Source organism: Rossellomorea sp. ABR4_004, assembly GCF_056159585.1.
Genome location: NZ_JBSWVM010000012.1, coordinates 1 through 24771, shown reverse-complemented (window position 1 = coordinate 24771; position 24771 = coordinate 1). Strand labels below are relative to the sequence as shown.

The following is a 24771-nucleotide window of genomic DNA, read 5'->3' as shown; positions in this document are numbered from 1 at the left end:
AGCATCCTGGAGCGGAAATCAACTATTACTTTCTCCTCTACAATAGCAACAAACTATACGAAAAGAGCCCAATAAAAAAACGCCTGAAGAGAAAGGTTCTCTTCAGGCGCCTGATGTATTAATAAGCGAGTGCATTCTTCTTTTCTTCTTTCATGAGGACGAAGCAAAGGAAAATACCTAATAGGGATAGAACTGCGAAGAATAAGTACACCGTGTAAATGGAGTACGTTTCATAGATAAAGCCGCCAACAAAGGTACTGAACCAATTCCCCAGTCCGTTTCCGATTGCTGAATATACCGTAACGGCCGTTGCTGTAATATGGGAAGGCGTGATTTCTTTAATGTAGCGCAATCCGGCTGGTATGAATAACCCAATGGCAAGACCCTGCATGACAGCCGATGAATAGACAAGCCATAAACTTGGTTCTGTAAAGTAAAAGAGCCAGCGGAGCATGGAAGCAGCACCTGCAAAAGCTGCGACGGTTAACAAACCGAACTTATCAATCCACCCACCTGCTATCCTCATAAAGGGAACCTCCGATAACACCGCAATCAGGAACGCGAGACCAATCCCCGCATACGTTCCGCCTGAATCTTCAACAAATAATCCGAAATACACATTGTTTGCTAGATTCGGACCGAACACCAAAAATGTGACTGCTAAAAAGATAAGGAACTTTTTCATCGTGAATAATTCCTTCATCCCTGCCTTTAAATCAAGCTTGGCTGCCGCCCTCTCTTTCGGAAACCGGAAAGAAAGGAATCCGGATAGGACTAAACAGATAAAGAAAGAGTAAAAAATGATGGTAGGCCCGATAAATCCTTCTGAAAGTCTTCCCATCATAAAGACTGCAATACCGAAGCCCAAAGAGCCGAACAGGCGGATATTTCCGTAGTTATACCTGACTTTACTTGTATACTTCAAGCTGATACTATCGGAAACGGGAATAATTGCACTTTGGAAAATGGCTACTAGAATGGCCACGATAAGCAAACCATAGTAAAAGTCCATAAACAAGTAACCGAGTGCAAAGATCCCTGCTACTAATGAGGTTAAACCAAGAACCACGGTGGGACGATTGGTCGTGTCACTCACCATTCCCCAAATAGGCTGGAAGAAAATCATCATAATGGGACCTACAGACATGATCGTTCCAATCTGATAACCGTTTAACCCCACACTTTCACTCAAATACACACTGAGTAACGGATATAAACTACCAACACCGAAGAACGTTAATAAATAAAATCCCTGTAAAGTAAAAATTTGATTTCGTACTGTTCTTTCCACTACCGTATCCCCCAAGATGTTTTTTGTCTTCCTTATAGTAGACCTTGAACGGTCAATTGTCTATGAGTTTATACCTTATTATGGATAAAGTCATGGTTTTTATAGATTTGAATGTATCGTCCAGCTACGGCGGCTAGTCCCTCGAGGTCATAAGACAAGAACGAGCCGCCTCCGCTTTTGTTTCAGAAAAATTTCCCGTTTGACTTTTTCGAGTAAACCCTTTAAAGTATGGAAGTATATTTTAAATCAACTAAATACGATATTCTTCTTATCCAGAGAGACGGAGGGACTGGCCCTGCGATGTCTCGGCAGCGGACTCATATTGAGTGCTGTGCCACATCCAGCAAGCGAAATGCTTGATAGATAAGAGGAGTGTTTCGTTCTTTTGAAACCTCTTCTTATTCCGGAAGAGGTTTTTTGTATGTTAGTAAATTGGACGACAAAGGAGTGTTAGGAATGAATCAAGAAAGAGGAAATCTATTGGCGTTACTGCCTTTGATCATATTTGTTTCACTGTTCCTCGGAGCAGGCATCATTTCAGGAGACTTTTATGCCTTTCCTGTATTAGTATCAATTATCATTGCATCCGTTGTAGGCTTGTTGATGAACCGAAAAGAGACGTTAACGGCTAAGATAGAGCGTTTCGCTAAAGGAGCCGGTCACCCTGATATCATGATCATGGTCTTTATCTTCCTATTAGCAGGAGCTTTTTCCGGAGTGGCTGAAAAGATGGGGGCCGTCGATTCAACCGTAAACTTTGCCCTATCCGTGCTGCCTGGTAACTTGATCATCGTTGGATTATTTATTATTGCGGCGTTCATTTCGTTATCAATGGGTACATCCATGGGAACGATCGCAGCACTTGCGCCAATCGGTGTCGGGATTAGTTCGGGTACAGATATTTCTATGCCCCTTGCGATGGCGACAGTTATTGGAGGAGCAATGTTCGGAGATAACTTATCATTCATTTCAGATACGACCATTGCAGCTGTTCGTACACAGAAAACGGAAATGAAAGATAAATTTAAAGTGAACTTCTTTATTGTATTACCTGCTGCAATCGTGACAATGGTGATTCTCCTTGTTCTTACAATGGGGAATCAATCAACTGTCGGAGCGGAAAGCTTTAATTGGATTAAAATTCTGCCTTATCTTGGAGTCATCATCGGTGCTCTTGCAGGATTAAATGTGTTTGTCGTTTTATTAGGCGGAATTGTTTTAGCTGGAATCATTGGATTCATAGATGGAAGCTTTACTCCAGCCAGTTATTTCGGCAGTGTGGCCGATGGAATGACAGGAATGGCAGAAATCGTGATCCTTTCCATACTGATTGGCGGAGTTGTCGAACTCATTCGTCATAACGGAGGGATTCAGGCTTTACTTTATCATGCCACACGCAGAATCAAGTCTCCTCAGGGAGCACAGCTTGCTACTGCAGGATTAGTGAGTTCTACTAACCTTTGCACAGCAAACAACACGATTTCGATCATCATTGCCGGTCCACTTGCCAAATCGATTAGTGAAAACTATGGAGTGGATGCCCGTAAATCAGCCAGTATCCTGGATATTTTCTCTTGTTCGATTCAAGGGTTGATCCCTTACGGAGCACAGGCACTGTTAGTGGCTGAAGTCGCAGGCATTTCACCGATCAGCATCATCCCATATGCCTTCTACCCTGTCCTGATTGCTGTTTGCGGTCTGATTGCCATTCGATTTGCACTACCGAAATTCACACGTAAAGCAGCACCGGAAGCGAACCCGGTTCGATCTTAAATTTAGAGAGACAAATCCTTCGGGGTTTGTCTCTTTCTTTGATAAGAAAAAAGCAGATCCCCTTCCAGGAATCTGCTTTCTTTTTATAACAAATCATTTACATGATAAAGCTTACCACTTTCAATTTCTCTTTCTGTTACAAGTTCAATCAGTGCATTTGCGACCGTATCTGTTTCACGAAGCATTCCTTCCTCCTTGTAGCGCTGAAAGGATTCGACATCCGCGAAGGCTTCTTTAGAAGAGGAACGGATCTCTCCTTGCATGTCTGTGTCCATGACCCCAGGGCTGAAGGCAATCACTTGATGTCTGCTATGCTTTTTAGAAAGCTCTAAGCTCACGGTTTCCGTCAACATGTTCACACCTGCTTTGGTTGCGCAATACGTACTCCATCCGTGGACAGGACGACTTCCCGCTCCTGAGCTGATATTGATCATGATCATCTTCGAGTCAGATCCCCGGGCTGCTTTTATCATCTCATTGGTTGAGATCATGGGAGAAAGTAAATTCACATGCACACTCGTTTCAATAGCTTGGTTTTCTACTTCACCAGACCGATTGATTGGTGTCACTACACCGGCATTATGGACAATATAGACTCTGTCAGATTGATATCCGAATACTTTTGTCCCCACTTCACGGAAGACCGCTTCTGTTTCTCCTGATTGTGCAAGATCGCATGGAAAGAAGTCATATGATACCTCTTTTTCTTCTGCAAGCTTTTGCAGTCTTTCATTATTTGATCTGGAAACATTGATCAAACCTATGCCTTTTTCGATAAATAGCTTGGCGATCGATTCACCTAATCCTCTTGTTGCTCCAGTCACAATTGCATAATCCATGGAATCATCTCCTTCTTACCTTCTGATTATAAGGGAGGGTCTTCTATTATCAAAAAAATAAGCATTGGTTTAACAGAAGATTTACAAAGAAAGAGCACACCATCAAGGCATGCTCTCATCAATCAAATGATATTCAGGTATTAAATCTGACAGTGGGACAATGGATGCTTTTTTCTCATAAAGAGGAAGAAACTCTTCAAGCATGGTTGCCACCTTGATTCCTGTGACCCCGACATGACCTATGGCAATGGTGGAAGTGTCACGGTCTAATTCTTTAGACAGAAGCTTGGCCTGCTTTCCGATATGCTGGATGGTATAGACATCATCAAAAAATAATTCATTTTCAAGATAGGGAACATCCAATTCTTTCGCAAGCTTGGGAATGACGCTCTTTCCAGTTGTTTTACTATCCAAATAAAACAATCCCTTGTCCTTGCATACCTCTAGAACGACCCTCATGACCCGTTCATCGGCTGTTGCTTTTGAACCCATATGGTGATTGACACCTACTGCATGGGGAACCTCTTCAATCGCCTTTTCTACTCTTTTCCGGATTTCGTCATCTGAAAGCGACGTGGTGATTGCTCCTGGTCCAAGCCAACTTGCTTTCCCGGACATCGGTTCCATGGGTAGATGGACGATGACCTCATGGCCCAGCCCATGTGCCTTCTCTGCATCTTGCCTTGTTGTTGGCAGAAAGGGCATCACTGCAATCGTCAAGGTGACGGGTAATTTCAGGATTTCTTCTGTTCCCTTCATCTCGTTTCCTAAATCATCTATAACGATTGCGAGTTCATTATGATGAGCTGGAAGGGGCAGGATGTTTCGGGCTGAAACGGAAGCATGAAAAGAGAAAGTCATTAGTAAACAGATGAACACGATTCTCATCTCTGATCACTCCTTTTCCTTTATCATGTCCATTTTGAGGAGGATATACGAAAGAGGTCCGTCCCTGAAGGGAACGTATATAAATAAAGACAGGAAGTTGATTCTCACTTCCTGCCTTTTTGGTTTATGAGGTCCGTCCCTCATCCCAGCCTATGGTCGGGCGGTCGGCTGGGGTAGCCGTGGGTTTGACGGTAGTTTTTTCTTTGACTGGTGAAGTCCCACCAGTTTTTGGTGGATGCCGGGTTGTTTGCGTGGTGAACGACGCACCTGAGGGAGTCTTCCACGCATGGGTCCATCCAGACGCCGTACTTCTTTTCTAAGTCTATAATGAGCTCTTCTCCTTTTTCATCCTTTATGTCTTCATAGGAATGAAAACCAAGGTCTTCGACTACATTATGCGCCATATTCGGTCCGATCGACGGAATCCGTTGGAAAATGGACATGCCGACTAAGTACCGTGCTCTTGTCATAGAGATGTTTAGTTTTTTACTTAACACATCGGGAGACAGTTCGAAAATGTCTCCCAGTCTGATCTTCTCTTTACGAAGTGTCGATCTTTCCTCGTCGGTTAGTGGCAATTTAGGACTCTTTCTACTCACTCTCAATCTCCCCCTCTATCCCTTAAAGGATTGTTGTCGAACCAAATGAAAATCTTCCGTCACTGGGCGGTAGGTTTTCTCCTTGACCAGCTTATGTTTATTCTTAATTGGAGTGTTGTTCACCAGTACCCCTACCTTTGTTTGCTGAATTTCCTTCACACCTTGCACAATCAACTGCATGGCGATGATGGCAATCATAAAGGCTGCTAACGGAGCAATGACAATCCAGTACTTTCCGGTCATTAGGGAATCTTTAGTGGAACTGATCAGACCGGACCATTCAAATGTTCCTGATTTCGGAGGATCGGGTACCAGGCCTCCTGTGATGATCGTTCCGCCCAAGAACAAATGAAATAATCCCAGATGGACAAGAATGAGAAGAGTTTGGATAAATTGCTGCCCCCATATAATGAATAATCTTGGTGCCAAATGAGGGAATAGATGCGTCCACAGCAAGTGACGATTACTTCCCCCTAAGAGCTTCGCCGACAGAACAAAATCCTGTTTACCTAGTAACTTCAGTTCATTCCCTATTAAAACCGTCGTTAACGGCAGCACAAGAATCGTCAAGACGACAGCTTCAAAAACAAGTCTTTCAAAGATGGAGTGATCCCATCCTAAAACGGGTAATCCCCAAAGTACAGGTCTTAATAGAAGATACGCAATGAGACTTAGAGGCAAGAAATGAATGGAATCCACCATCCGATCAAGCCAATTCTTCCTAGTTTCTTTCAGATGAAAATGATAGGCTATGCCAAGATAGAATCCACCTATCACCCTTAGAGATGCGACAACCAGCGCAAAGAGGAGGGTATACTTTGCCCCGACAATCAGTTGGTCGAGGATGCTATACCCGAAGAAATCCGACCCCAGTACCATCTCTCCAAATGGCTTATGTGGAGGGGCACTGATGATACGTCCCTCATCGTTTTTCATAAACTGAATCTGATTAATCGGGTCTTCTTTCACCATTGGATAAAGGAAACTGACAGCAATCAGGAGGAAGATGACACTAAACCCGATAGCAAACTTCCCATTATGCATATGCTGCCACCAAAGCCGTCTAATAGTTGATAGCCAGCCCCAGATCTTCCATTCATTCCACTTCGTTTTATCCCTTTTATATTTGGTATGATCCACGCTTCCCTCACGATTAATCCATAGATACACGCCTTGATACACAACGAAAAAAGGTGTGTAAATCATAATCAGTGAGATGGCTATGACCATAGGTCTGAAATCTTGTACGATGTAATACGTTATTCCTCTCATATTGAAAATCGTTTCGATGATGAATAAACTAGATAGCATTCCCCATATGATCAGCTTTCCATGATAAAACAAGCTGGGAGAAATATTTTTCAGTATGTGAGCAAAAAGGATCCTCCCTTTTGACATTCCTTTACTTTGGGCAAACTCTACATGTGGCTTTAGCATTTCTTCTTCCGTAATAAAAAGGAGAATACGAAAGAAAGAGATCATGGGTATAATCGACAGTGTGATGATAGGAGCAAGAAAGATCTTTTCTTCCCCTAACTCAGTAAAACTCATTAGTTCAAAGCCAAAATGTTTAAAGATATATACAATCAAAAGCTGAAGCATAAACGCAAACATTAAGTCAGGCACAGTTTCAAAGAGGTTTAATACTTTCTTTAGAAAAGACGTAACCCATCGGGGCAAAAACACTGTGAAGATGGTAAGGACGAATGCTGTTCCCAGACCTAAACCCAATGCTCCCCCGATAATCTGTAAAGAATACAGATAAGGCCCCCAAAGCATGTCCAAAAAATCGACGGTGATTCCTTTATATGAATAACTCCAATTTTCACCGTCCATAAATACAAAAACAAACTTAACAAACTCTTCAAAGAATCCGACAAAATTATACAGGCCCCTCTCCCTAAATACTTCAGGAGCAATACTCACCGCTAAAATACCGATCAATCCGAGAATATAATAGAACATAAATTTCAGCGGAAATGTTAGAATCCTCATACCCTGATCCCCTTTTTTCTCTTTTTCCTCAGTTTAATGGATATGTTAAATATTTTCAATTTTATTTTAATTCAGATAACACGACGGCAGATATATACGAAAAAGGTGACTCCAACCCTCCAGAGTCACCTTCTCATTTACGCTAATAATCGACTCGGCTTTCCCAAGTAAAAGCCTTGTCCTATTGTAATCCCAATGTCCTTTGCCACTTGCATATCCTGTTTGGTTTCAATGCCTTCTAACACAATTAACGTATCCTTACCGTAGAATTGATTAAAAAAGGAAAGGAATCGTTGTTTCTTATCATCTTGTGCCAGATTCAAAGCAAAATAGCGATCCAGTTTAATGATTTCAGGTTCATATTCAATGGATTTCTTGATGGAGGATGTCCCCTGTCCAAAGTCATCAATTGCATACCAAACTCCATATTGCTTAAGTTCTTTGAGTGACTCTTTCAGTAATGGATTCTGCCAGAGTTCTTCAGCACTCGACTCATTTATCTCCAGCACTAGACGCCCCAATATGGCGGGATGCTGCTTCATGAGGTCATAAAAATAGGTATGAAAGCTTGGATGAAGAATCGTCGTGATATAAATATTAAGAAATAACTTACAGTTCTTCAGTCCATTCTCTGAAAAGCTTTCAAGAGCTTTTGAAATGGATAATGTATCAAGCTTATATAAGATATTCGCTTTCATGGCAGACTGAAAAACATTTTCGGGATTTTCGTTATACTTGTTTCGTAACAGGCCCTCATATGCATAGAGGGTTTGATGCTCGCCCATTTTATATAAGGGCTGAAAATCATGATAAATATAGTCGTTTTGAAAAATAGTAAAGATGTTCATAGGACCCCTATACTCTCTATAGTTTATAAAAAAGACCACACAAAAACGTATTCCTACGTTCGTATGTGGCCGGTTGCGCTACTAGCTCCCCTAAGTGTAAGCGCCCATCTATCATTTAGGTTCAAAGCTCCCATTCGAATTGTCAGTATATGATTTTATCTTATAAGAAAAATATACCACAAACCTAGTACTTATGGGTTATTTTTTAATTGATTATTAGAAAATTCCCAAAAATAATTATCTTGATACATAAGGATTGTCCTTTACCCAGAACCTCCACGGATAATCCCTTGCTTCTCCCGTGTTATCAATCCCGATTCGTTTTCCTTCCACAATGTCTTCAGGCCGGTATCCCTTTGAAATAATGAGAGGGGTTTCCAGGAAGCTTCCCCCGTAATCCTCCATGGTTATGCCTAACGCTTTTGTCAGCTTTCCCGGCCCATTTGTCCAATTCTTTTTCACCTGACCCGATCGTCTTCTTTCCATCAGCTCCAAGCCCTCAAGGGGTTCGACCGCTCTAATGAGAATCGCTTCGGGTTTTTCTTTTTCCCCGCTCACTACATTGACCAGGCAGTGAGTATGCATAACATATGTATAGATACTGCCGGCTTCATGAAACATGACTTCCGTCCGCTTCGTCCGTCTATTTCCATAGCTGTGTGCCGCCCGATCCGCTGGTCCTAAATACGCTTCCGTTTCCACAATATATCCTGAAGCTGTGCCCTCCTCCGTCTCTTTCGCTAACACACAGCCCAACAAAGACTTTGCAAGTGCCAAAGTGGGCTGTCGGTAAAACGAAAGAGGCATTGGGGTATAATTCATGACTTTCACTTCCTTCAACCAAATAATTCGTACATATATGGTATACCCTATTAAATTAATCGTTAAATAAAAGAAAATAGGTAACGTATAAAGATTTTTATCTTATTTCAACAGTCCAGCCCTTAGCACCTCTAGTGGTATCGCTTCGATTTTCCGTCCATTCCTGCCCGTTGTGGTTTCCGCTTTACAGAGAGAGTTCCATATGGCTTCTTCTACGCTATCGACTGTCATTTCAAATAGTGTAGAGATGATCGGTCCGTCTTCTTTAATGAAACTGTAGTGAATCGTGTTTTCATTGGAAGGCTGATGTGGGATGCGGTGTGCAGTAGAAAATGCCAGAACAACATCACCACTCCCATGGGCTGCATATGAGCCCGTTCTTGAAAGGCCGAAAGAAGCTCGTTTCGCCAATCGTTTAAGCTGCCTTTCATTTAGAGGTGCATCCGTCGCCAGGATGATCATGATTGACCCATCCGGTGTATGTTCATCCTCCCCGGAGTCAAGAGTGGGAAGCCTTAGATCTTTCCTCTGACCGAAATTCGTTAATACGAGGGCTCCCACCGTATACTTCTCATCTCCAAAGGCATACTCCCTTGAACTCGTCCCAATACCACCTTTATACCCTAAACAAAGCATTCCCGTTCCCGCTCCTACACAGCCTTCTTCAACTGGTCCGGATTGTGCCTGAATAATGGCTTCCCGGGCATCTTCAGGCTTTACATGAAGACCGCGGATATCATTCAAGAACCCATCATTGCATTCTCCCACAACGACATTTACTGTCCCGGTTGTGTCTCCGATTTCAGGTGTTTCGTCCAGCATATATTGAACCGTCCCTTTTAACACATCCCCAACGGACAGAGTATTCGTTAAGAGAATGGGACTTTCAAGGACACCAAGCTCCTCCATTTGAATCGTCCCGACTGTTTTTCCAAAGCCATTGATCACATAGCAGCCCGCGCTTACTTTCTCGCGGAACAGATTGCCCCCATGAGGTAAAATCGCCGTTACACCCGTACGTACCACGGTATTGTCATGCTCATAGTGAAGGGTTTTATGTCCGACCTTCACTCCCTCAATATCGGTAATGCTGTTATGTATCCCACATGTATAGGAGCCGATACTTCCTCCCATTTCCCGTAATCGTTTCCGTTCCATTAATGAAAACCTCCTTCTTACTTATTAGTAACTATTCGGGTCAGGAGCTCAAAACCCCTTTTGAATCACAGAAGCAAACCCTATTTTTAACAGGATAAAAGTAACGGCAGAAGTACATATTAAAGACTGTTAATGCCTGATATAAAAGGTAATCAACAATATTGGAGGATCATACATGAAAAAACGCTTTCTTTCGATAACAGTCTCCGCCGTCATCCCGTTTATGCTGATGACTGCCTGTAACAATAACGATGCAAACGATAACCTCATGGATACACAAAATGTGAATTACGATCCAGTTACTTATGATAACGATGGCAGAGATCGGATGGATGGAATGCAAGGAAACCAAACTCCCCTTCATCGATTCATGGCTCCGATAGATCCAAATGGGGACTTACGTGAATTCACCCACTTAGATCCAGGGGAAAATGCCCCAGGTAATGGAGAAGCCCGTCAGCCGGATCAGCCTGCACAAGAACCGAATACGGCACAACCGGAACCACCAGCAGAGGGTCAGCCCAAACAGGATGCACAGGCATCCGATGCTAGTGGTTTTGTAAAGCAAGTAGTTGATTTAACCAACCAGGAACGTAAGAAGAATGGACTTGGTGCCTTGAAGATGGATGGAGAGTTAGCGAATGTGGCAGAGATGAAATCAGAGGACATGAAGGAAAAGGACTATTTCTCTCATACGTCTCCAACGTACGGATCTCCTTTTGAAATGATGGAGAACTTCGGCGTGGATTACTCCACGGCAGCAGAGAACATTGCCGTTGGACAAAAAACTCCTGAATCTGTCGTTAACGCCTGGATGAACAGTCCCGGACACCGCAAAAACATTTTAAACAAACAAGTCACTCATATTGGCGTGGGAACGGCGAAGGATCCCAGCCAGGGAATATATTGGACTCAGATGTTTATTGCGAAATAATGATTCGAACCGGTCTACAAAGACCGGTTTTTTTCTATTAAACCCCACACGTACTCGGCCTCTGGTCTGATTCAAAAATAATCCCATGGCTCATTGTGATGAACCGGCAGCTGCATTAAAATAAAACTATAAAATGGAAAAACAAACCAAAGTGAGGGATTTTTAATGAAAAATGCTTTTGCCGTGATCATTGCACTGCTTGCACTTGGAACCCTATACGTCATCCTGAATGACAATACATCGTTATTCGCTAAAGAAAGTCAGTCAGGGGAACGCATCGGGGTAACGGACAAAATCGATTACATCGATCTTAAGATGGAAGGCAGCGATACAGAAGTCATTCCAACGGATCAGAATGAAGTAAAGGTTGATATTGAAGGAAAAGGAGCGCTGTCATTAGCTAAAAAAGGAGACACCATTGAAGTGGCTGTAAAGCATAAATGGTATGAATGGATAGGATTCAACCGCAAATCAAACGTAACCGTGTACATTCCAAAAGAATATGATCGAAGCATGGAAATCGAGATTGGGTCCGGTAACCTGCAATTTGCAGGAGAATCCGATGCGAATCGAATGAAGCTAGATGAGTTAACCGTGGAAATGGGTTCTGGAAACATGACCCTTGAAAACCTTGAGACGAATGTATTCGAGCATGATGGTTCTTCAGGAGACTTGGTCGTAAATGCTCTTTCTACAAAAGAAGGGAATGTAGACATCAGCTCCGGGGATGTAGAATTGTCGAACTACGAAGGTCCACTGGAAGGTGACTTATCATCTGGTGAATTAACTGTCTCGATGGACACTCTATCGGGAGACCTGAATTTTGATGTAAGCTCTGGAGGCGTCAACCTGGATTTGCCTGAAGATGCGAGCTTTAAGCTGAACGGAAAAGCAAGCAGCGGAGACATCTCCTGCAACCTTCCTTTAAAGAATCAGAAGATTGAAGATGGTGATCTTTCAGGTGTCGCAGGGTCTGGTAAATACAACATCGATGTTTCGGTTTCCAGTGGGAATGTGGATATTTATTAAAAAGGCAGAAGGGTAAAGCGAAATTCGCTTTACCCTTTTGTTTGAGTTTCCTTCACCTCTGCACCCATTTCTTCACCAAGTGCTACAATCGATTGGTTGATTCTCCATACATAGTAGAGGTGGTGAATCAGATCCACCTGTGATTTCTTCCAGCTCGGCGCCAGGGTTTCGATCTTTTCCCTCTCCTGACCTAAGCTCCACAGCACATGGCTGCCCTCTTTGTCTTTTAATAGTTGTCGAAGTGTTTCGATGTTGTGAGTGATTTTCTCTTCGGTCTGATGAAAAACACTCGATAGTTCTTCCGATACCTTTGCAGGTACTTTTCTATTAGACGAGGCAAGCAGATGCTTCGCGTAATAATTAATGGCTGTCACCACTGTGATCCAACGACCGATTCCTGACCTTGTCACGGCACCAGGCCTTTGTAAAAGCGATTGCGCCTCATCCTTAATTCCCTGAAGCAGCTGATCCAAATCGAAAGCTTGATCTGTTAATGGTTTGTCTTCAATATTCGTGAAGGTTTTCATATAGGAAGAAACATACCCTCCAAGCTCTTCGAGAAAATCATCAAAGGCGTCTGCCACCTTGTCCTTCGTTTTCTTTGGAAATACAAATGCCGAGACAGTGAGGGCAATCACCGCTCCTGCAATTGTATCAATGACCCGTGCCCCCATCAGCTGCATACTGATTCCGCCCAGGAGCAGGTCATACATAAACGCGATGAGCATCGTAATGAACAAGCTCATGAGAGTATAGGAAACCGTGAAAAGATAGAAGGCCAGAAACAGAACTACAAACAAGAGGAAAACTTCAAGCTCGGAATTTCCTGAAACGAGCTTTGCCGCTCCGAATCCAAGTATGGCCCCGATCACGGTTCCGACCGAACGCTGAAAGGCCTTCATATAGGTTCTCCCTACTGACTCTGTACCAATTTGAATAATGAAAGTGGTCAACAGTACCCAGTAGGGTTGTGCAGGAGCAATCAGCTCACCTACAATAATCGCTAGCGTACCGGCTACAAGCGCTTGAATCGCCTTACGCGTAGAAGGTTTTAAACTCTTGGGCTCCTCTTCAGGCTTATCCTCTTTTTCCTCAACCTCTGACTCGTCCTTATTCTCTTCGTTCGTTTCCTCACTTTCTGAAACCTTCAGTGATTCTTGGATGGTGATGGCTGCTTCCAGTACATGATTGGCAATGGACTCGATACGCCTTAGAAGGTACACCCAGCCCTTAGGCTTTTCTTCTTGATTCAATAACTCTGACAAAAGTAGGCGAAGGGCCTGGATCGCCTTTTCCGCTTCTTCTAGGGAACGGGGATCATAATCCTGGGCCAGCACCTCTGCATCACGGAGCGAGCGGAGAACCCAGACCAACAAACGTCTAAGCTCCGTAACCTCTAAGGCATCCAACTCCTTGAGGCGCTTCAAAGAATCGGTTAACGTCTGAATCAACATCTCTGTATCAAATACATAGAGACGCAATTGCGAAGGCTCGATACCAGGCCAAAGCTTCTTCAAATCGTTCTCATTGATATCACCGGCTACGATCCTTGCATACTCATTCAGCCTTCGAACATTTCGATCGAGAAGCTTTCTCCGCTTACTACTCGTGTCCGGATCCTCGATCATCTTCATTAAAATCGTAAACGTCAAGTTGGATTGAATATGAAATGAACGCATACTCCTTCTTAACACATGAACCGAGCCTTTAAAGATAATGAAGTTATAAAGAAAAGCGTACACTACACCAATCACAATCCCGATATAGAACCATGATAGGTGTGCCACATCAAGCTGCAAAATCGACGAAATGTAAATCGACAAGAATCCTGCCATTCCCATCGAAAAGTAGCGGATGGCAAATCGAGAAAAGTAAAAAGCGCTGAATATCGCTCCTACCAGTAAGATATTTACCACGAGACTATAATGGGCAAAGGCAGATCCCAAGGTGATTCCAACCGCTACCGCCACACCGATCAACGGGGTCGTGACCTTTTTTTTAGCCGTTGTGTCATCCATGACAACGAAGATCCCGAGCATTCCCACCATACCTGACACAATGGCCGGCGTAATCGCTGTGTGATCGAATAGTTTTAATAAAAATAGCATCGTAAACACAGCCGATATTAAACTGATCGTAGCCTTACCTGCCTGCTGAAATCTTTTCCGGCCCGGGTCTGACGCAAGGAACCTTCCGAGCCATACATGCTGTCTATGTAACTGTTTCATTATCATCATACCCTTACTTTCACACCGTTTTTCACTCTCTCTTATCGTACCCGTTCCAATAAAAAAGTAACCTGGACTGCGGAAGCAGCAGGTTACTCTATAATCGCTGGTGCACGAAGAGAACATGAATCTATTTGTATGATTATAAGGGTTTTACGTGGTTGGGTAAAGAAATGTGCTTGGGACCTTCGTTTCATCGCTAAGCAATATAGATAAAAAACCGGCTAGCCCTTAAAGGACTAACCGGTTTTCACTTATACAATTTTTACTCAACCGTAACCGACTTTGCCAGGTTACGCGGCTTATCTACATCACAATCGCGATGAAGGGCAGCATAGTAAGAAATTAATTGTAATGGGATGACAGAGATAAGAGGTGTTAACAATGGGTTAACCTCCGGGATGACGAAGCGATCTTCTTCGTCTTCTAAGCCTTTCATGGAAATGATACAAGGGTTTGCTCCACGAGCGACTACCTCTTTCACATTTCCTCTGATGCCTAGGTTTACTTCTTCTTGAGTTGCAAGTGCAACGATCGGAGTACCTTCTTCGATCAGAGCGATCGTACCGTGCTTAAGCTCTCCTCCTGCAAATCCTTCTGCCTGGATGTAAGAGATTTCTTTCAGCTTCAAAGCACCTTCCAGACCTACATAGAAGTCAAGAGAACGACCGATGAAGAAACAGTTGCGAGTCGTTGACAGATATTCGCGTGCGATATCTTCAAACTCTTCTTTCGTATCGCAAAGTGCTTCCATTGCAGTGGCAACAATTCCAAGCTCTTGAACGAGGTCAAAGTCCTGGTTATTTCCACATGCCTGCCCGGCAACGTGTGCAAGGATAGCAAGTACAGCCAGCTGAGCTGTGTACGCTTTTGTTGAAGCAACGGCAATTTCAGGTCCTGCATGAAGAAGCAATGTGTAATCCGCTTCACGGGACAATGTAGAACCCGCTACGTTTGTGATCGTTAATGATTTATGTCCAAGCTCTTTGACTTGAACCAGTACGGCACGACTATCTGCCGTTTCACCACTTTGAGAAATAAAGATAAATAATGGTTTCTTAGAAAGTAAAGGCATATTGTAGCTGAATTCGCTTGCTACATGAACTTCTACAGGAATTCCTGCGCTCTTCTCTATGAATTGCTTTCCAACAAGGCCAGCGTGGTAGCTCGTTCCACATGCAATGATGTAGACACGGTCCGCTTCCTTCATCGCACCGACGATCGGCTCATCGATGTGAAGCTCGTTGCTCTCATTTTGGTATGCTTGAATGATTTTACGCATGACTAGTGGCTGCTCATCGATTTCTTTCAGCATGTAGTGAGGGTATGTTCCTTTTTCGATATCACTCGCATCGATTTCAGCTGTGTAAGGAGCACGTTCCATTACTTCACCGATCAGATTTTGAATTTCAACCTTTTCTTTCGTTACGATGACCATTTCTTTATCCATAAGCTCAACGTATTGGTCTGTTACTTGAATCATCGCCATAGCATCACTTGCTACAACGTTGAAGTCTTTTCCAAGACCTACAAGCAGTGGACTTTTATTTTTCGCTACATAGATTGTCTCGTTATTTTCAGAATCCAAAAGGGCGATGGCATAAGAGCCTTTAAGAAGCATTAACGTTTGACGGAAAGCTTCCTCTACCGTGTTTCCTTCTTCTACAATCTTTTCAATCAACTGAACGATGACTTCTGTATCCGTGTCACTCTTGAACGTTACATCCGTTAAATATTCACGCTTAAGTTGAGAGTAATTTTCGATTACTCCGTTATGAACGATTGTGAAACGGCCTGAATTACTTTGATGAGGGTGAGCGTTCACCTTGCTTGGTACACCGTGGGTAGCCCAGCGAGTGTGACCGATTCCTGTGTTGCTTGATACACTCTCATCAACGATACCGCGAAGGTCGGCAATACGACCCTTCTCTTTAAACACATGGATGCCTTCATCATTTTGAACGGCGATACCTGCAGAGTCATAACCGCGGTACTCAAGCTTTTCAAGACCTTTTAAAAGAATTTCCTTTGTATCTGAATTTCCAATATATCCAACAATTCCACACATAATTAATATATCCTCCCTGAACATGCAAGGGGGCAAGAACTCTTTTGGGGACAACTTGCCCCCTTATCTCTGTTTGTCATTAGTATTTACATTGGCCACTTTTTTCTTCCCTTTGTCCATTAAGTTGCCTCAACGATTTAAGGAAGAAACTTTCGGTTCGGTGACACATGCGAACCGGGAGGCATCCGCCGAATGCTCGATAAACCTCCACCTCGTCAACTAAACGATCGTTGTCGTATCCATCGTTTAGCCCTGGCGCTTTATAAGATGTTTACTCACTATCCACCTTTCCTTCTTGACTCATTTCCATATAATTTGAAAAATGAAAACAAAATCATCATACACTAGCTGGTTTCCCCTAGTCAATAAAAATCTTACAAGAACAAGAAGTTGTTATTTCATTGTCATGTTCCCGAAACAGAACAGTGATAAACCCTTAGGAAACAGCTCCGGTTTTCAGAACGTTAGTACGATAAAGTTCAATCGTACTCTACTTATTAAATATGCATAAGGGGCACATATTGACCCCTTATGCATATAAATTCCACTATTCGTTCAGACCCATTTCTTCATCAACAACTTGTACGATTTCATTTACATATCGATCACATAGTTCTTCAGTAGGTGCTTCTGCCATGACACGCACTAACGGCTCCGTTCCAGATGGACGAACAAGGATACGGCCATTTCCGTTCATTTCTTCTTCAACCTTTTGAATCACTTTTTTAACCGTTTCATTATCCGTTACATGGTGCTTGTCTGTCACTCGGACATTCACAAGTTTTTGAGGGAACTTTTGCATTTCTCCCGCAAGTTCAGATAATGATTTACCGGTCATTTTCATGATGTTCACAAGTTGGATACCTGTTAACAGACCGTCTCCTGTTGTGTTGTAATCCAGGAAGATGATATGGCCTGATTGCTCACCGCCAAGAGTATAGCCGTGCTTCTTCATTTCTTCCACTACATAACGATCTCCAACCGCAGTTTGAATGCTTTGGATCCCATTCTCTTCAAGCCCTTTATGGAAGCCAAGATTACTCATGACTGTAGATACGACTGTAGACTGTTTTAACTGACCTTGTGACTTCAAGTATTTACCGCAGATGTACATGATCTGGTCACCATCCACGATTTGTCCATGCTCATCGATTGCGATAATACGGTCTCCATCACCATCAAAGGCAAGCCCCAGGTCTGCACCTTTTTCTTTCACCATTTCAGCAAGTGCTTCAGGGTGGGTGGAACCTACACCCTCATTGATATTCAACCCGTTTGGTGATGCTCCCATCGTCGAGATGTCAGCATCCAAATCAGCAAATAAATGAGTAGCAAGTGCGGATGTTGCACCGTGTGCACAATCTAACGCAATATGTAAACCATCGAAATCTTCGTCTACTGACTGTTTTAAATACTGTAGATATTTTTGTCCGCCTTCGAAATAGTCACTTACTTGTCCTAAATCAGCACCGATCGGACGAGGAAGCTGATCGACTGTTTGATCTAATAGATCTTCAATTTCATTTTCCTGGTCATCCGATAACTTGAAACCATCCGGTCCGAAGAATTTAATTCCGTTATCCCCTACAGGATTATGAGAAGCTGAGATCATGACACCAGCTTGAGCCCCTAACGCTCTTGTTAAGTAAGCTACCCCTGGAGTTGAAATGACACCTAAGCGCATCACTTCAGCCCCTATTGATAGAAGTCCGGCTACAAGAGCTCCTTCCAGCATATGTCCGGAAATACGAGTATCTCTTCCAATCAATATTTTGGGACGCGTAGCATCCTTTGTTAGAACATAACCACCAAAACGTCCAAGCTTAAATGCTAATTCCGGTGTTAATTCTGTGTTCGCTACACCTCTTACTCCATCAGTTCCAAAATACTTACCCATTGTCATTCTCTCCTTTTTACAGCTCTTATGCTGATGTGTTCTTTTCTTTAATTTCTACTTTTACTGTTCGCTGAGACAGGGTCCATTCAATATCCTCAGGTCCTTCTGCCACTATTTCCACCTCATGTTCACCGGGCTCGAGCCCTGAAAGATCCAGAGCAAGCGAGAAGTCTTCTTTCGTCACTTTGCTCACCTGTGCATTCTGACCTTTCAGCGCTACATCGACGACACCTTCCTCAGGTGACATGATGGTATATTCATATTCTTCAGCTAATCCTTGTGGGGTGATTTCAAGTCCTGACAGGTTCTTTTCCTCAGTTGTATTGACATCAACCTTCACCTTGACTTCTTCAGGAGCCACTTTATTTAAGCCATCTTGCAGGGCCAGTGGAACCGTAACGGTTGAATCCTTCGTAATCTTAGAAAGGTCTATTTCTGCAAGCAACTCTTCTACTGTATCCAGTACATCCTGTCTGCCGAAAATGGTTGCCTCTTCAGGCTCAACTGAAATCGACTCCAGCGTCGTCCCTTCTGGAAGACTGCCTTTTTGTTTAATCGTGACCGGTACACTCTTGCTCTTGTTTACTACCGAAACGGTCACATCGACCACTTCCGGATCAATTTGAACATCTAATTTATTATACTCACGGTCAAGCACTTGCACCCTGGCTTCCCTTGTCACATTCTCATTGATTTCCTCATCAACATCAAGAGTGGCTATGACATATGCAATCCGTTCCACTTCATCCTTCGAGCCTGTCACTTTCACCGTTTTCGGATCAACAGCCAGTCCTTCTGCTTCATATCCATTGGATAATATACTCTCATTGAATTGAGGTTCAATCGTAAATTCTTCGGTTACCTTTTCTTGAACCGATATATTGACGAAATCCGGATCGAGTTTCACTTCGAGTTTTTCAGAAATATTATCTATCTTAATCTGTACCTGGTGTTCACCGATTCCGATATCATTTAAGTCTACATAGACCCGGAAATCCTTCACTTGCTTGGCTTGTTGCACAATCGCCTTAGAGCCTTCTACAGTCACATTCACCGTATCAGGTAAGCCGCTTACTTCTAAATTCTCACGATCATAGAAAACTTCAAGCGGGACGTCCTGGATCGTTTCAATCGCATTTTGAGAGTTGCCGTTGTTGTTGTTAGCCGTCTTCTGAATATCATCAAAGTTGACGGACAGATAGAGAATGAAGGCTAACATCAGTCCCACAATCCGCATGAACCAACGACTTTCCATGAATTTATCCATTTTCTTTCTTCCCCCTAAAACTCCATTTCGTCGAGGAAGCATTTGTCTTATCGCCTATGAGCTCTACCATAAGAATTTCTGTGAAGCGCTCCAAAGAGAGGTCGCGATGTAACTCTCCATTTTTCGTAATGGAGATAGCTCCCGTTTCTTCTGATACAACAATCGTTATACTATCTGTTACCTCACTGACACCAAGTGCTGCCCGGTGTCTTGTTCCCAATTCTTTCGAAATGAATGGGCTTTCCGATAAGGGGAGATAACAAGCCGCTGCAGCAATTTGATTTTTTTGAATGATAACTGCTCCATCATGAAGAGGTGTATTGGGAATAAAGATATTAATCAGCAATTGGGACGTAATCTTGGCATCGAGTGGTATACCTGTTTCGATATAATCACTCATCCCTGTTTCCCGTTCAAGAGTAAGGAGGGCACCAATTCGACGTTTTGCCATATAGCTTACGGCTTTCGTCATTGATTCAATCATCTGCTCCTGCTCTTCTTCTTCCTGAAGTCCCGTTCTTGAGAATAAACGGCCCCTTCCCAATTGTTCAAGGGCTCTGCGGAGTTCAGGCTGGAAGATGATGATAATCGCCAGGAACCCCCATGTGAGGGCTTGTTCCATCATCCATCCAAGTGTATCCAACCCAAAGATACTACTAAGACCTCTCACAATGATTATGACAAAAATACCTTTTAATAATTGTACTGCTTTCGTTCCTTTTATCAGCATGATCAGTTTATAGATTACAAACCATACTACGAGTATATCTACTATATCCGAGACATAATCCAGCGCGGAGTAATCCGAAAAAATATCGATAAACGGCATATTACATCCTCCAATAGCTTAATCGAAAGCGTAAGCCGCCATGTGTGGCTTCTCCATTTTCGTAACGTTTCTATTATAGCATATTTTATCACTGTCAAATGAAAGACACTCACGGCCTCATGATTCTTTCTCTTCTATTCATGAACTCACGTTTTTGCATAAAAAAACCGACATGGATTCATACATGTCAGTCCTTCTTAGGGACGGACCTTACTTCCATCCCCTCTATTTTATCCTACTTTTCTTCAAGTTGCGAATTTCCCCAATCCACCGTGTCTTTAGCCCCTTTTTTGATTTGGTACCAAAGCCACTCAAAGGCTGCATCGATTTCATGGATTTCTCCTGTCACGCTTCCAGCAGAAGCCAAGTACTGCTTTCCGTTAATGACCGTGACATTCCCCGTTACTTTTCCTTCAATTTTCACATCACCATTACGGACCGTCAGATCCCCATTCACGACTTCACCCTCAGGCACCACAACCGTATGATCCTGAACCACTAACTTCGTATTCTTCGTAAATGAAAAATCCTGATCGTCGTTCCATGACGTTAAGAAGCTGCCGGTCATAAAGAAAAGGAATAGGGCCGCAGCCGTAAGTAGCGGATGGTGGCGGAACCACCTCTCAACCCCCACTTTCTTCTTCTCTTTCGGCAATCTTGACATGACTTTATCCGTAAAGTCTGCAGAAGTACTAATATGAGACGTGCTCTGTACAAACGCAATCGCTTTTTTCAGCTCATGAAAGTGATGCTGACACTCACTGCATTCCTGCAAATGATGCTTCAGCATTTCTTCTTTATCTCTATTTAAATCTCCATCTAAATAATCGTGCATATACTCGATGATTTCTTCAGGACAAGGTTTCATATTCACTCACCCTCTCTACAGTGATCTTAATTGTTTACGGAGAGCTTCACGCCCCCTATGTACTCTCGTTTTAACCGTTCCCAGGGGAAGATCCAATATCTCGCTGATTTCTTGAAGAGGAAGCTCCTCGATATATTTTAAAACAATGACCGATCGATACTTCTCAGGCAACTTGGAAATTTCCTTCTGAATGGTTTCCTGAAGCTCCATATTCTCTACTTCTTCTTCCGGCAGCTGAACATCTGCAGCCACTTGTGAGTACATCGTCAAACCCTCAGTCCCCGCTACTTCTGCATCTAAGAAATAATCCGGTTTCTTCTTACGGATCCTGTCGATACAAAGATTCGTCGCTATCCTGAATAGCCAGGTCGAAAACTTTCTCTTCTGGTTAAAGGTTTCAATATTGATATATGCCCTGATAAAAGCCTCTTGGGCAATATCCTCTGCTTCATGACGATTTCCAAGCATCCGGTAGCAGATTTGGAACACTTTATCCTTATATAGCTCGACTAATTCGGCAAAGGCATTCTGATCACCTTTCAATACTTGCTTAATCCGCTTTTTCACTAACGCTTCCATTTCACAACCTCCGCTCTATGCGGCTATATTTATATACGTAACTTCCTATCAAAAGGTTTCAAATTTTTTATATTACTATCCTAACAAATTTTCCGGGAAAAATGTTTACAATTATTAGAAAAAGGGTATAAAGGAACTAATTATTTCTATTGTGGGAGGATCTCGAAATGAGGGGAAGAATGAATGATTTATTATTTCAAATTGAAGACTGCCGTCGCCAAATGGTCGAACTAGCATTAAAGTCATCCTTTGCCGACGAACAAGTAGTTGATTTGAGTACTCGTCTTGACGATCTGTTAAATCAATATCAAGTGGTCAAGCACCATTGAAGAGAAATAGATGAAGGCTGAGAACCTTGAAGGGTTCCCAGCCTTTTTTTCGCACAAGATTATAGTAATTTCTCTCCAAATAGTGATCCCATCAACGCCACAGCAACAGTAGCGGTTTTATTCTTCTCATCGAGGATCGGATTGACCTCTACAAATTCTGCAGATGTAATCATTCCTGACTCCTCCAGCATCTCCATCGCTAAGTGACTTTCTCGGTAGCTGATCCCTCCAAGAACAGGAGTACCTACACCAGGAGCATCGCTCGGATCCAATCCATCTAAATCAAGTGATAAATGGACGCCATCCGTTCTGCCCTTCAAGTAGTCAATGGACTCTTCCATTACCTTTGTCATGCCAAGGCGATCGATCTCGTGCATCGTGTAAACTTTAATGCCTTTTTCTTTAATTAACTCTCTTTCACCTTCATCTAATGAACGAGCTCCAATAATGACGATGTTCTCAGGCTTGATCTTTGGTGAGCTCTGCCCGATACCCGTCAAATCTTCATGTCCGATACCCAGACTAACAGCAAGAGGCATTCCATGAATATTACCTGACGGAGACGTATCCCCCGTATTCAAATCACCATGTGCGTCATACCAAATCACACCTAAGTTTTCATAGTGAGGAGAAACACCAGCCAATGTTCCTATCGCAATACTGTGGTCTCCACCAAAGATCAATGGGAAATCTCCACTCCCGATTACATCATTCACCTTACCAGCCAACGTCTCGCTAGCTTCAGCAACCGCTTTCAAATTACGCAGGTTCGTATCAGGATTATTATGTATACGCTCAGCCTGTCCAATCTCGATATCACCCAAGTCTTTAATGTCATATCCAAGGTTCTCCAGACGCTCAACAATACCGGCGTAACGAATCGCACTCGGCCCCATATCCACGCCTCTGCGCATTTGGCCTAAATCCATCGGTACACCAATAATAGAAATATTTTTCTTCATGAAAAATTCCCCCAATTCGAAATTTATTTACACCTCTATTTTATCCATACTATGACCCATGGTTCAACTGGACAGGATTGTGTATATATATGCGTGTGTAGAGGGGTTTGGTGTAGATTGATGTAAGAATATGTAGGCTCTTTTGGGACGAAGATACTGGTGTGGGATCGATTGTGGTTTATGAAACGTGGTAAAGACCATTTTGAGAATATAAATGATGGTAAGTTGAAAATATCCACTTGCTAGTATGGTTTAAAGGACAGATTGTCCACCACAAATAAAAAAAACCTCAAATCTCCTAAAAGATTCAAGGTCTAATCATGTCGTATGTATAGTTATTTTACTTTGATGACGCTTTATAAGCGGACAGATATTTTGCTTTCGCAAAAATCTTTGGTGGAGCCTAGCGGGATCGAACCGCTGACCTCCTGCGTGCAAAGCAGGCGCTCTCCCAGCTGAGCTAAGGCCCCATTTGTTATAGATTATAGAGAAATTCTCACACCCTACGTAGCATGTGAGAAAATGTGTGATGAGCCATGAAGGATTCGAACCTTCGACCCTCTGATTAAAAGTCAGATGCTCTACCAACTGAGCTAATGGCTCGTAATGGCTGGGCTAGCTGGATTCGAACCAACGCATGTCGCAGTCAAAGTGCGATGCCTTACCGCTTGGCTATAGCCCAATAATTACTTTAATGGCATAAAAAAGGGACATTTATAGGATGTCCATTTTGCATTTAAATATACAATGGTGGAGGGGGGCAGATTCGAACTGCCGAACCCGAAGGAGCGGATTTACAGTCCGCCGCGTTTAGCCACTTCGCTACCCCTCCAGCTAAAAAATGGTGCCGGCAAGAGGACTTGAACCCCCAACCTACTGATTACAAGTCAGTTGCTCTACCAGTTGAGCTACACCGGCATATATATTAGATGAAGACTACTTATTGGAAATCAAGTTCACCAGAGCAGTTCAAGGTAAGATATTTTGCTGACGCAAAAATCTTTGGTGGAGGATGACGGGATCGAACCGCCGACCCTCTGCTTGTAAGGCAGATGCTCTCCCAGCTGAGCTAATCCTCCAATATGTAACTGTTGAGTTATTTTGCTTTTGCAAAAAACTTTGGTGACCCATACGGGATTCGAACCCGTGTTACCGCCGTGAAAGGGCGGTGTCTTAACCGCTTGACCAATGGGCCATTCTGAATAAAAATATAAAAGCTTCCAACCGGGCTCGAACCGGTGACCTCTTCCTTACCATGGAAGCACTCTACCTGCTGAGCTATGGAAGCAATGGCTCCGCAGGCAAGATTCGAACTTGCGACCGATCGGTTAACAGCCGATAGCTCTACCACTGAGCTACTGCGGAATGATATAGCCTGGCGACGTCCTACTCTCACAGGGGGAGATCCCCCAACTACCATCGGCGCTGAAGAGCTTAACTTCCGTGTTCGGCATGGGAACGGGTGTGACCTCTTCGCCATTATCACCAGACGTATTGCTTACAATGACAAATATTATTATATAATATTTTTGAAATTTTTCAAGGGGTAAATGAAAATTTATTCCCTG

At 43.1% G+C, this 24771-nt stretch carries 20 protein-coding genes, 9 tRNA genes, 1 rRNA gene and 2 riboswitches; of the genes, 4 read left to right on the top strand and 26 right to left on the bottom strand.

Annotated elements, in window-relative coordinates:
* Positions 1–118: 118 nt before the first annotated feature.
* Entirely contained in the window at positions 119–1291 is a 1173-nt protein-coding gene (locus ACXAF2_RS23415) for an MFS transporter (protein ID WP_475142158.1), read from the bottom strand.
* Between the two features lie 265 nt (positions 1292–1556).
* Positions 1557–1661: riboswitch (SAM riboswitch) on the top strand.
* Positions 1662–1747: 86 nt separating this feature from the next.
* Here ACXAF2_RS23415 and ACXAF2_RS23410 point away from each other — a divergent pair.
* Complete coding sequence (locus tag ACXAF2_RS23410; RefSeq protein WP_475142157.1) at positions 1748–3064, top strand: Na+/H+ antiporter NhaC family protein; 1317 nt, start codon at positions 1748–1750, stop codon at positions 3062–3064.
* An 83-nt stretch (positions 3065–3147) separates the two neighbouring features.
* On the opposite strand, the gene ACXAF2_RS23405 is transcribed toward ACXAF2_RS23410, so the two are convergent.
* The 7 genes from ACXAF2_RS23405 to ACXAF2_RS23375 form a co-directional block, all read right to left on the bottom strand.
* Complete coding sequence (locus ACXAF2_RS23405; protein ID WP_475142156.1) at positions 3148–3903, bottom strand: (S)-benzoin forming benzil reductase; 756 nt, start codon at positions 3901–3903, stop codon at positions 3148–3150.
* 102 nt (positions 3904–4005) lie between these two features.
* Positions 4006–4791 carry a divergent polysaccharide deacetylase family protein gene (locus ACXAF2_RS23400; protein ID WP_475142154.1) on the bottom strand — a complete coding sequence of 262 codons (786 nt, stop codon included), beginning with the start codon at positions 4789–4791 and terminating at the stop codon, positions 4006–4008.
* A gap of 140 nt (positions 4792–4931) precedes the next feature.
* Positions 4932–5390: a helix-hairpin-helix domain-containing protein gene (locus ACXAF2_RS23395; protein WP_475142153.1), complete on the bottom strand. Its 459-nt coding sequence runs from the start codon at positions 5388–5390 to the stop codon at positions 4932–4934.
* A gap of 15 nt (positions 5391–5405) precedes the next feature.
* Positions 5406–7385, bottom strand: a complete 1980-nt coding sequence (locus ACXAF2_RS23390) for an ABC transporter permease subunit (protein WP_475142152.1) — start codon at positions 7383–7385, stop codon at positions 5406–5408.
* A 137-nt stretch (positions 7386–7522) separates the two neighbouring features.
* Complete coding sequence (locus tag ACXAF2_RS23385) at positions 7523–8233, bottom strand: EAL domain-containing protein (protein WP_475142151.1); 711 nt, start codon at positions 8231–8233, stop codon at positions 7523–7525.
* 58 nt (positions 8234–8291) lie between these two features.
* Positions 8292–8372: riboswitch (cyclic di-GMP riboswitch) on the bottom strand.
* A gap of 98 nt (positions 8373–8470) precedes the next feature.
* Positions 8471–9055: a DNA-3-methyladenine glycosylase gene (locus ACXAF2_RS23380; protein WP_475142149.1), complete on the bottom strand. Its 585-nt coding sequence runs from the start codon at positions 9053–9055 to the stop codon at positions 8471–8473.
* Between the two features lie 102 nt (positions 9056–9157).
* Positions 9158–10213: a DmpA family aminopeptidase gene (locus ACXAF2_RS23375; protein ID WP_475142148.1), complete on the bottom strand. Its 1056-nt coding sequence runs from the start codon at positions 10211–10213 to the stop codon at positions 9158–9160.
* A gap of 175 nt (positions 10214–10388) precedes the next feature.
* Between ACXAF2_RS23375 and ACXAF2_RS23370 the strand changes: the two genes are divergently transcribed.
* Both ACXAF2_RS23370 and liaG read left to right on the top strand, forming a co-directional pair.
* On the top strand, positions 10389–11147 hold the full coding sequence (locus tag ACXAF2_RS23370) for a CAP domain-containing protein (RefSeq protein ID WP_475142146.1): 759 nt from the start codon (positions 10389–10391) through the stop codon (positions 11145–11147).
* 165 nt (positions 11148–11312) lie between these two features.
* Entirely contained in the window at positions 11313–12176 is an 864-nt protein-coding gene (gene liaG, locus ACXAF2_RS23365) for a LiaG family protein (protein WP_475142144.1), read from the top strand.
* 29 nt (positions 12177–12205) lie between these two features.
* Here the strand turns inward: liaG and ACXAF2_RS23360 are convergent, their stop codons facing one another.
* The 7 genes from ACXAF2_RS23360 to sigW form a co-directional block, all read right to left on the bottom strand.
* A complete protein-coding gene (locus ACXAF2_RS23360) occupies positions 12206–14404 on the bottom strand; it encodes an FUSC family protein (RefSeq protein ID WP_475142143.1) in 2199 nt (732 codons plus the stop codon).
* A 265-nt stretch (positions 14405–14669) separates the two neighbouring features.
* Positions 14670–16472, bottom strand: a complete 1803-nt coding sequence (gene glmS / locus ACXAF2_RS23355; protein WP_475142142.1) for a glutamine--fructose-6-phosphate transaminase (isomerizing) — start codon at positions 16470–16472, stop codon at positions 14670–14672.
* A 547-nt stretch (positions 16473–17019) separates the two neighbouring features.
* Positions 17020–18369, bottom strand: a complete 1350-nt coding sequence (glmM, locus tag ACXAF2_RS23350) for a phosphoglucosamine mutase (protein ID WP_475142140.1) — start codon at positions 18367–18369, stop codon at positions 17020–17022.
* A 25-nt stretch (positions 18370–18394) separates the two neighbouring features.
* Complete coding sequence (locus ACXAF2_RS23345) at positions 18395–19636, bottom strand: CdaR family protein (RefSeq protein ID WP_475142139.1); 1242 nt, start codon at positions 19634–19636, stop codon at positions 18395–18397.
* Positions 19629–20465, bottom strand: coding sequence for a diadenylate cyclase CdaA (gene cdaA, locus ACXAF2_RS23340; RefSeq protein WP_324746301.1), 837 nt, complete (start codon positions 20463–20465; stop codon positions 19629–19631). Before cdaA ends, ACXAF2_RS23345 begins: the two co-directional genes overlap by 8 nt.
* Before the next feature lie 235 nt (positions 20466–20700).
* Positions 20701–21333 (bottom strand): anti-sigma factor family protein, encoded by a 633-nt coding sequence (locus ACXAF2_RS23335; RefSeq protein ID WP_475142138.1) that lies wholly within the window; start codon positions 21331–21333, stop codon positions 20701–20703.
* A 15-nt stretch (positions 21334–21348) separates the two neighbouring features.
* Positions 21349–21912, bottom strand: coding sequence for an RNA polymerase sigma factor SigW (gene sigW / locus ACXAF2_RS23330; protein WP_475142136.1), 564 nt, complete (start codon positions 21910–21912; stop codon positions 21349–21351).
* 167 nt (positions 21913–22079) lie between these two features.
* Here sigW and ACXAF2_RS23325 point away from each other — a divergent pair, with 167 nt between their 5' ends.
* Entirely contained in the window at positions 22080–22241 is a 162-nt protein-coding gene (locus tag ACXAF2_RS23325) for an aspartyl-phosphate phosphatase Spo0E family protein (RefSeq protein ID WP_098351124.1), read from the top strand.
* A 59-nt stretch (positions 22242–22300) separates the two neighbouring features.
* Here the strand turns inward: ACXAF2_RS23325 and rocF are convergent, their stop codons facing one another.
* From rocF to rrf, 11 genes are all read right to left on the bottom strand, one after another.
* Entirely contained in the window at positions 22301–23203 is a 903-nt protein-coding gene (gene rocF / locus ACXAF2_RS23320) for an arginase (RefSeq protein ID WP_475142135.1), read from the bottom strand.
* Between the two features lie 394 nt (positions 23204–23597).
* A tRNA-Ala gene (locus tag ACXAF2_RS23315) sits at positions 23598–23673 on the bottom strand.
* A gap of 60 nt (positions 23674–23733) precedes the next feature.
* A tRNA-Lys gene (locus ACXAF2_RS23310) sits at positions 23734–23806 on the bottom strand.
* A gap of 4 nt (positions 23807–23810) precedes the next feature.
* Positions 23811–23885, bottom strand: a tRNA-Gln gene (locus tag ACXAF2_RS23305).
* Between the two features lie 66 nt (positions 23886–23951).
* Positions 23952–24035, bottom strand: a tRNA-Tyr gene (locus ACXAF2_RS23300).
* Between the two features lie 10 nt (positions 24036–24045).
* A tRNA-Thr gene (locus tag ACXAF2_RS23295) sits at positions 24046–24121 on the bottom strand.
* An 85-nt stretch (positions 24122–24206) separates the two neighbouring features.
* Positions 24207–24282 (bottom strand) — tRNA-Val (locus ACXAF2_RS23290).
* Between the two features lie 41 nt (positions 24283–24323).
* Positions 24324–24398 (bottom strand) — tRNA-Glu (locus tag ACXAF2_RS23285).
* A gap of 20 nt (positions 24399–24418) precedes the next feature.
* A tRNA-Thr gene (locus tag ACXAF2_RS23280) sits at positions 24419–24491 on the bottom strand.
* 2 nt (positions 24492–24493) lie between these two features.
* Positions 24494–24568, bottom strand: a tRNA-Asn gene (locus ACXAF2_RS23275).
* Positions 24569–24576: 8 nt separating this feature from the next.
* Positions 24577–24693 (bottom strand): 5S ribosomal RNA (rrf, locus tag ACXAF2_RS23270).
* Between the last annotated feature and the right edge of the window lie 78 nt (positions 24694–24771).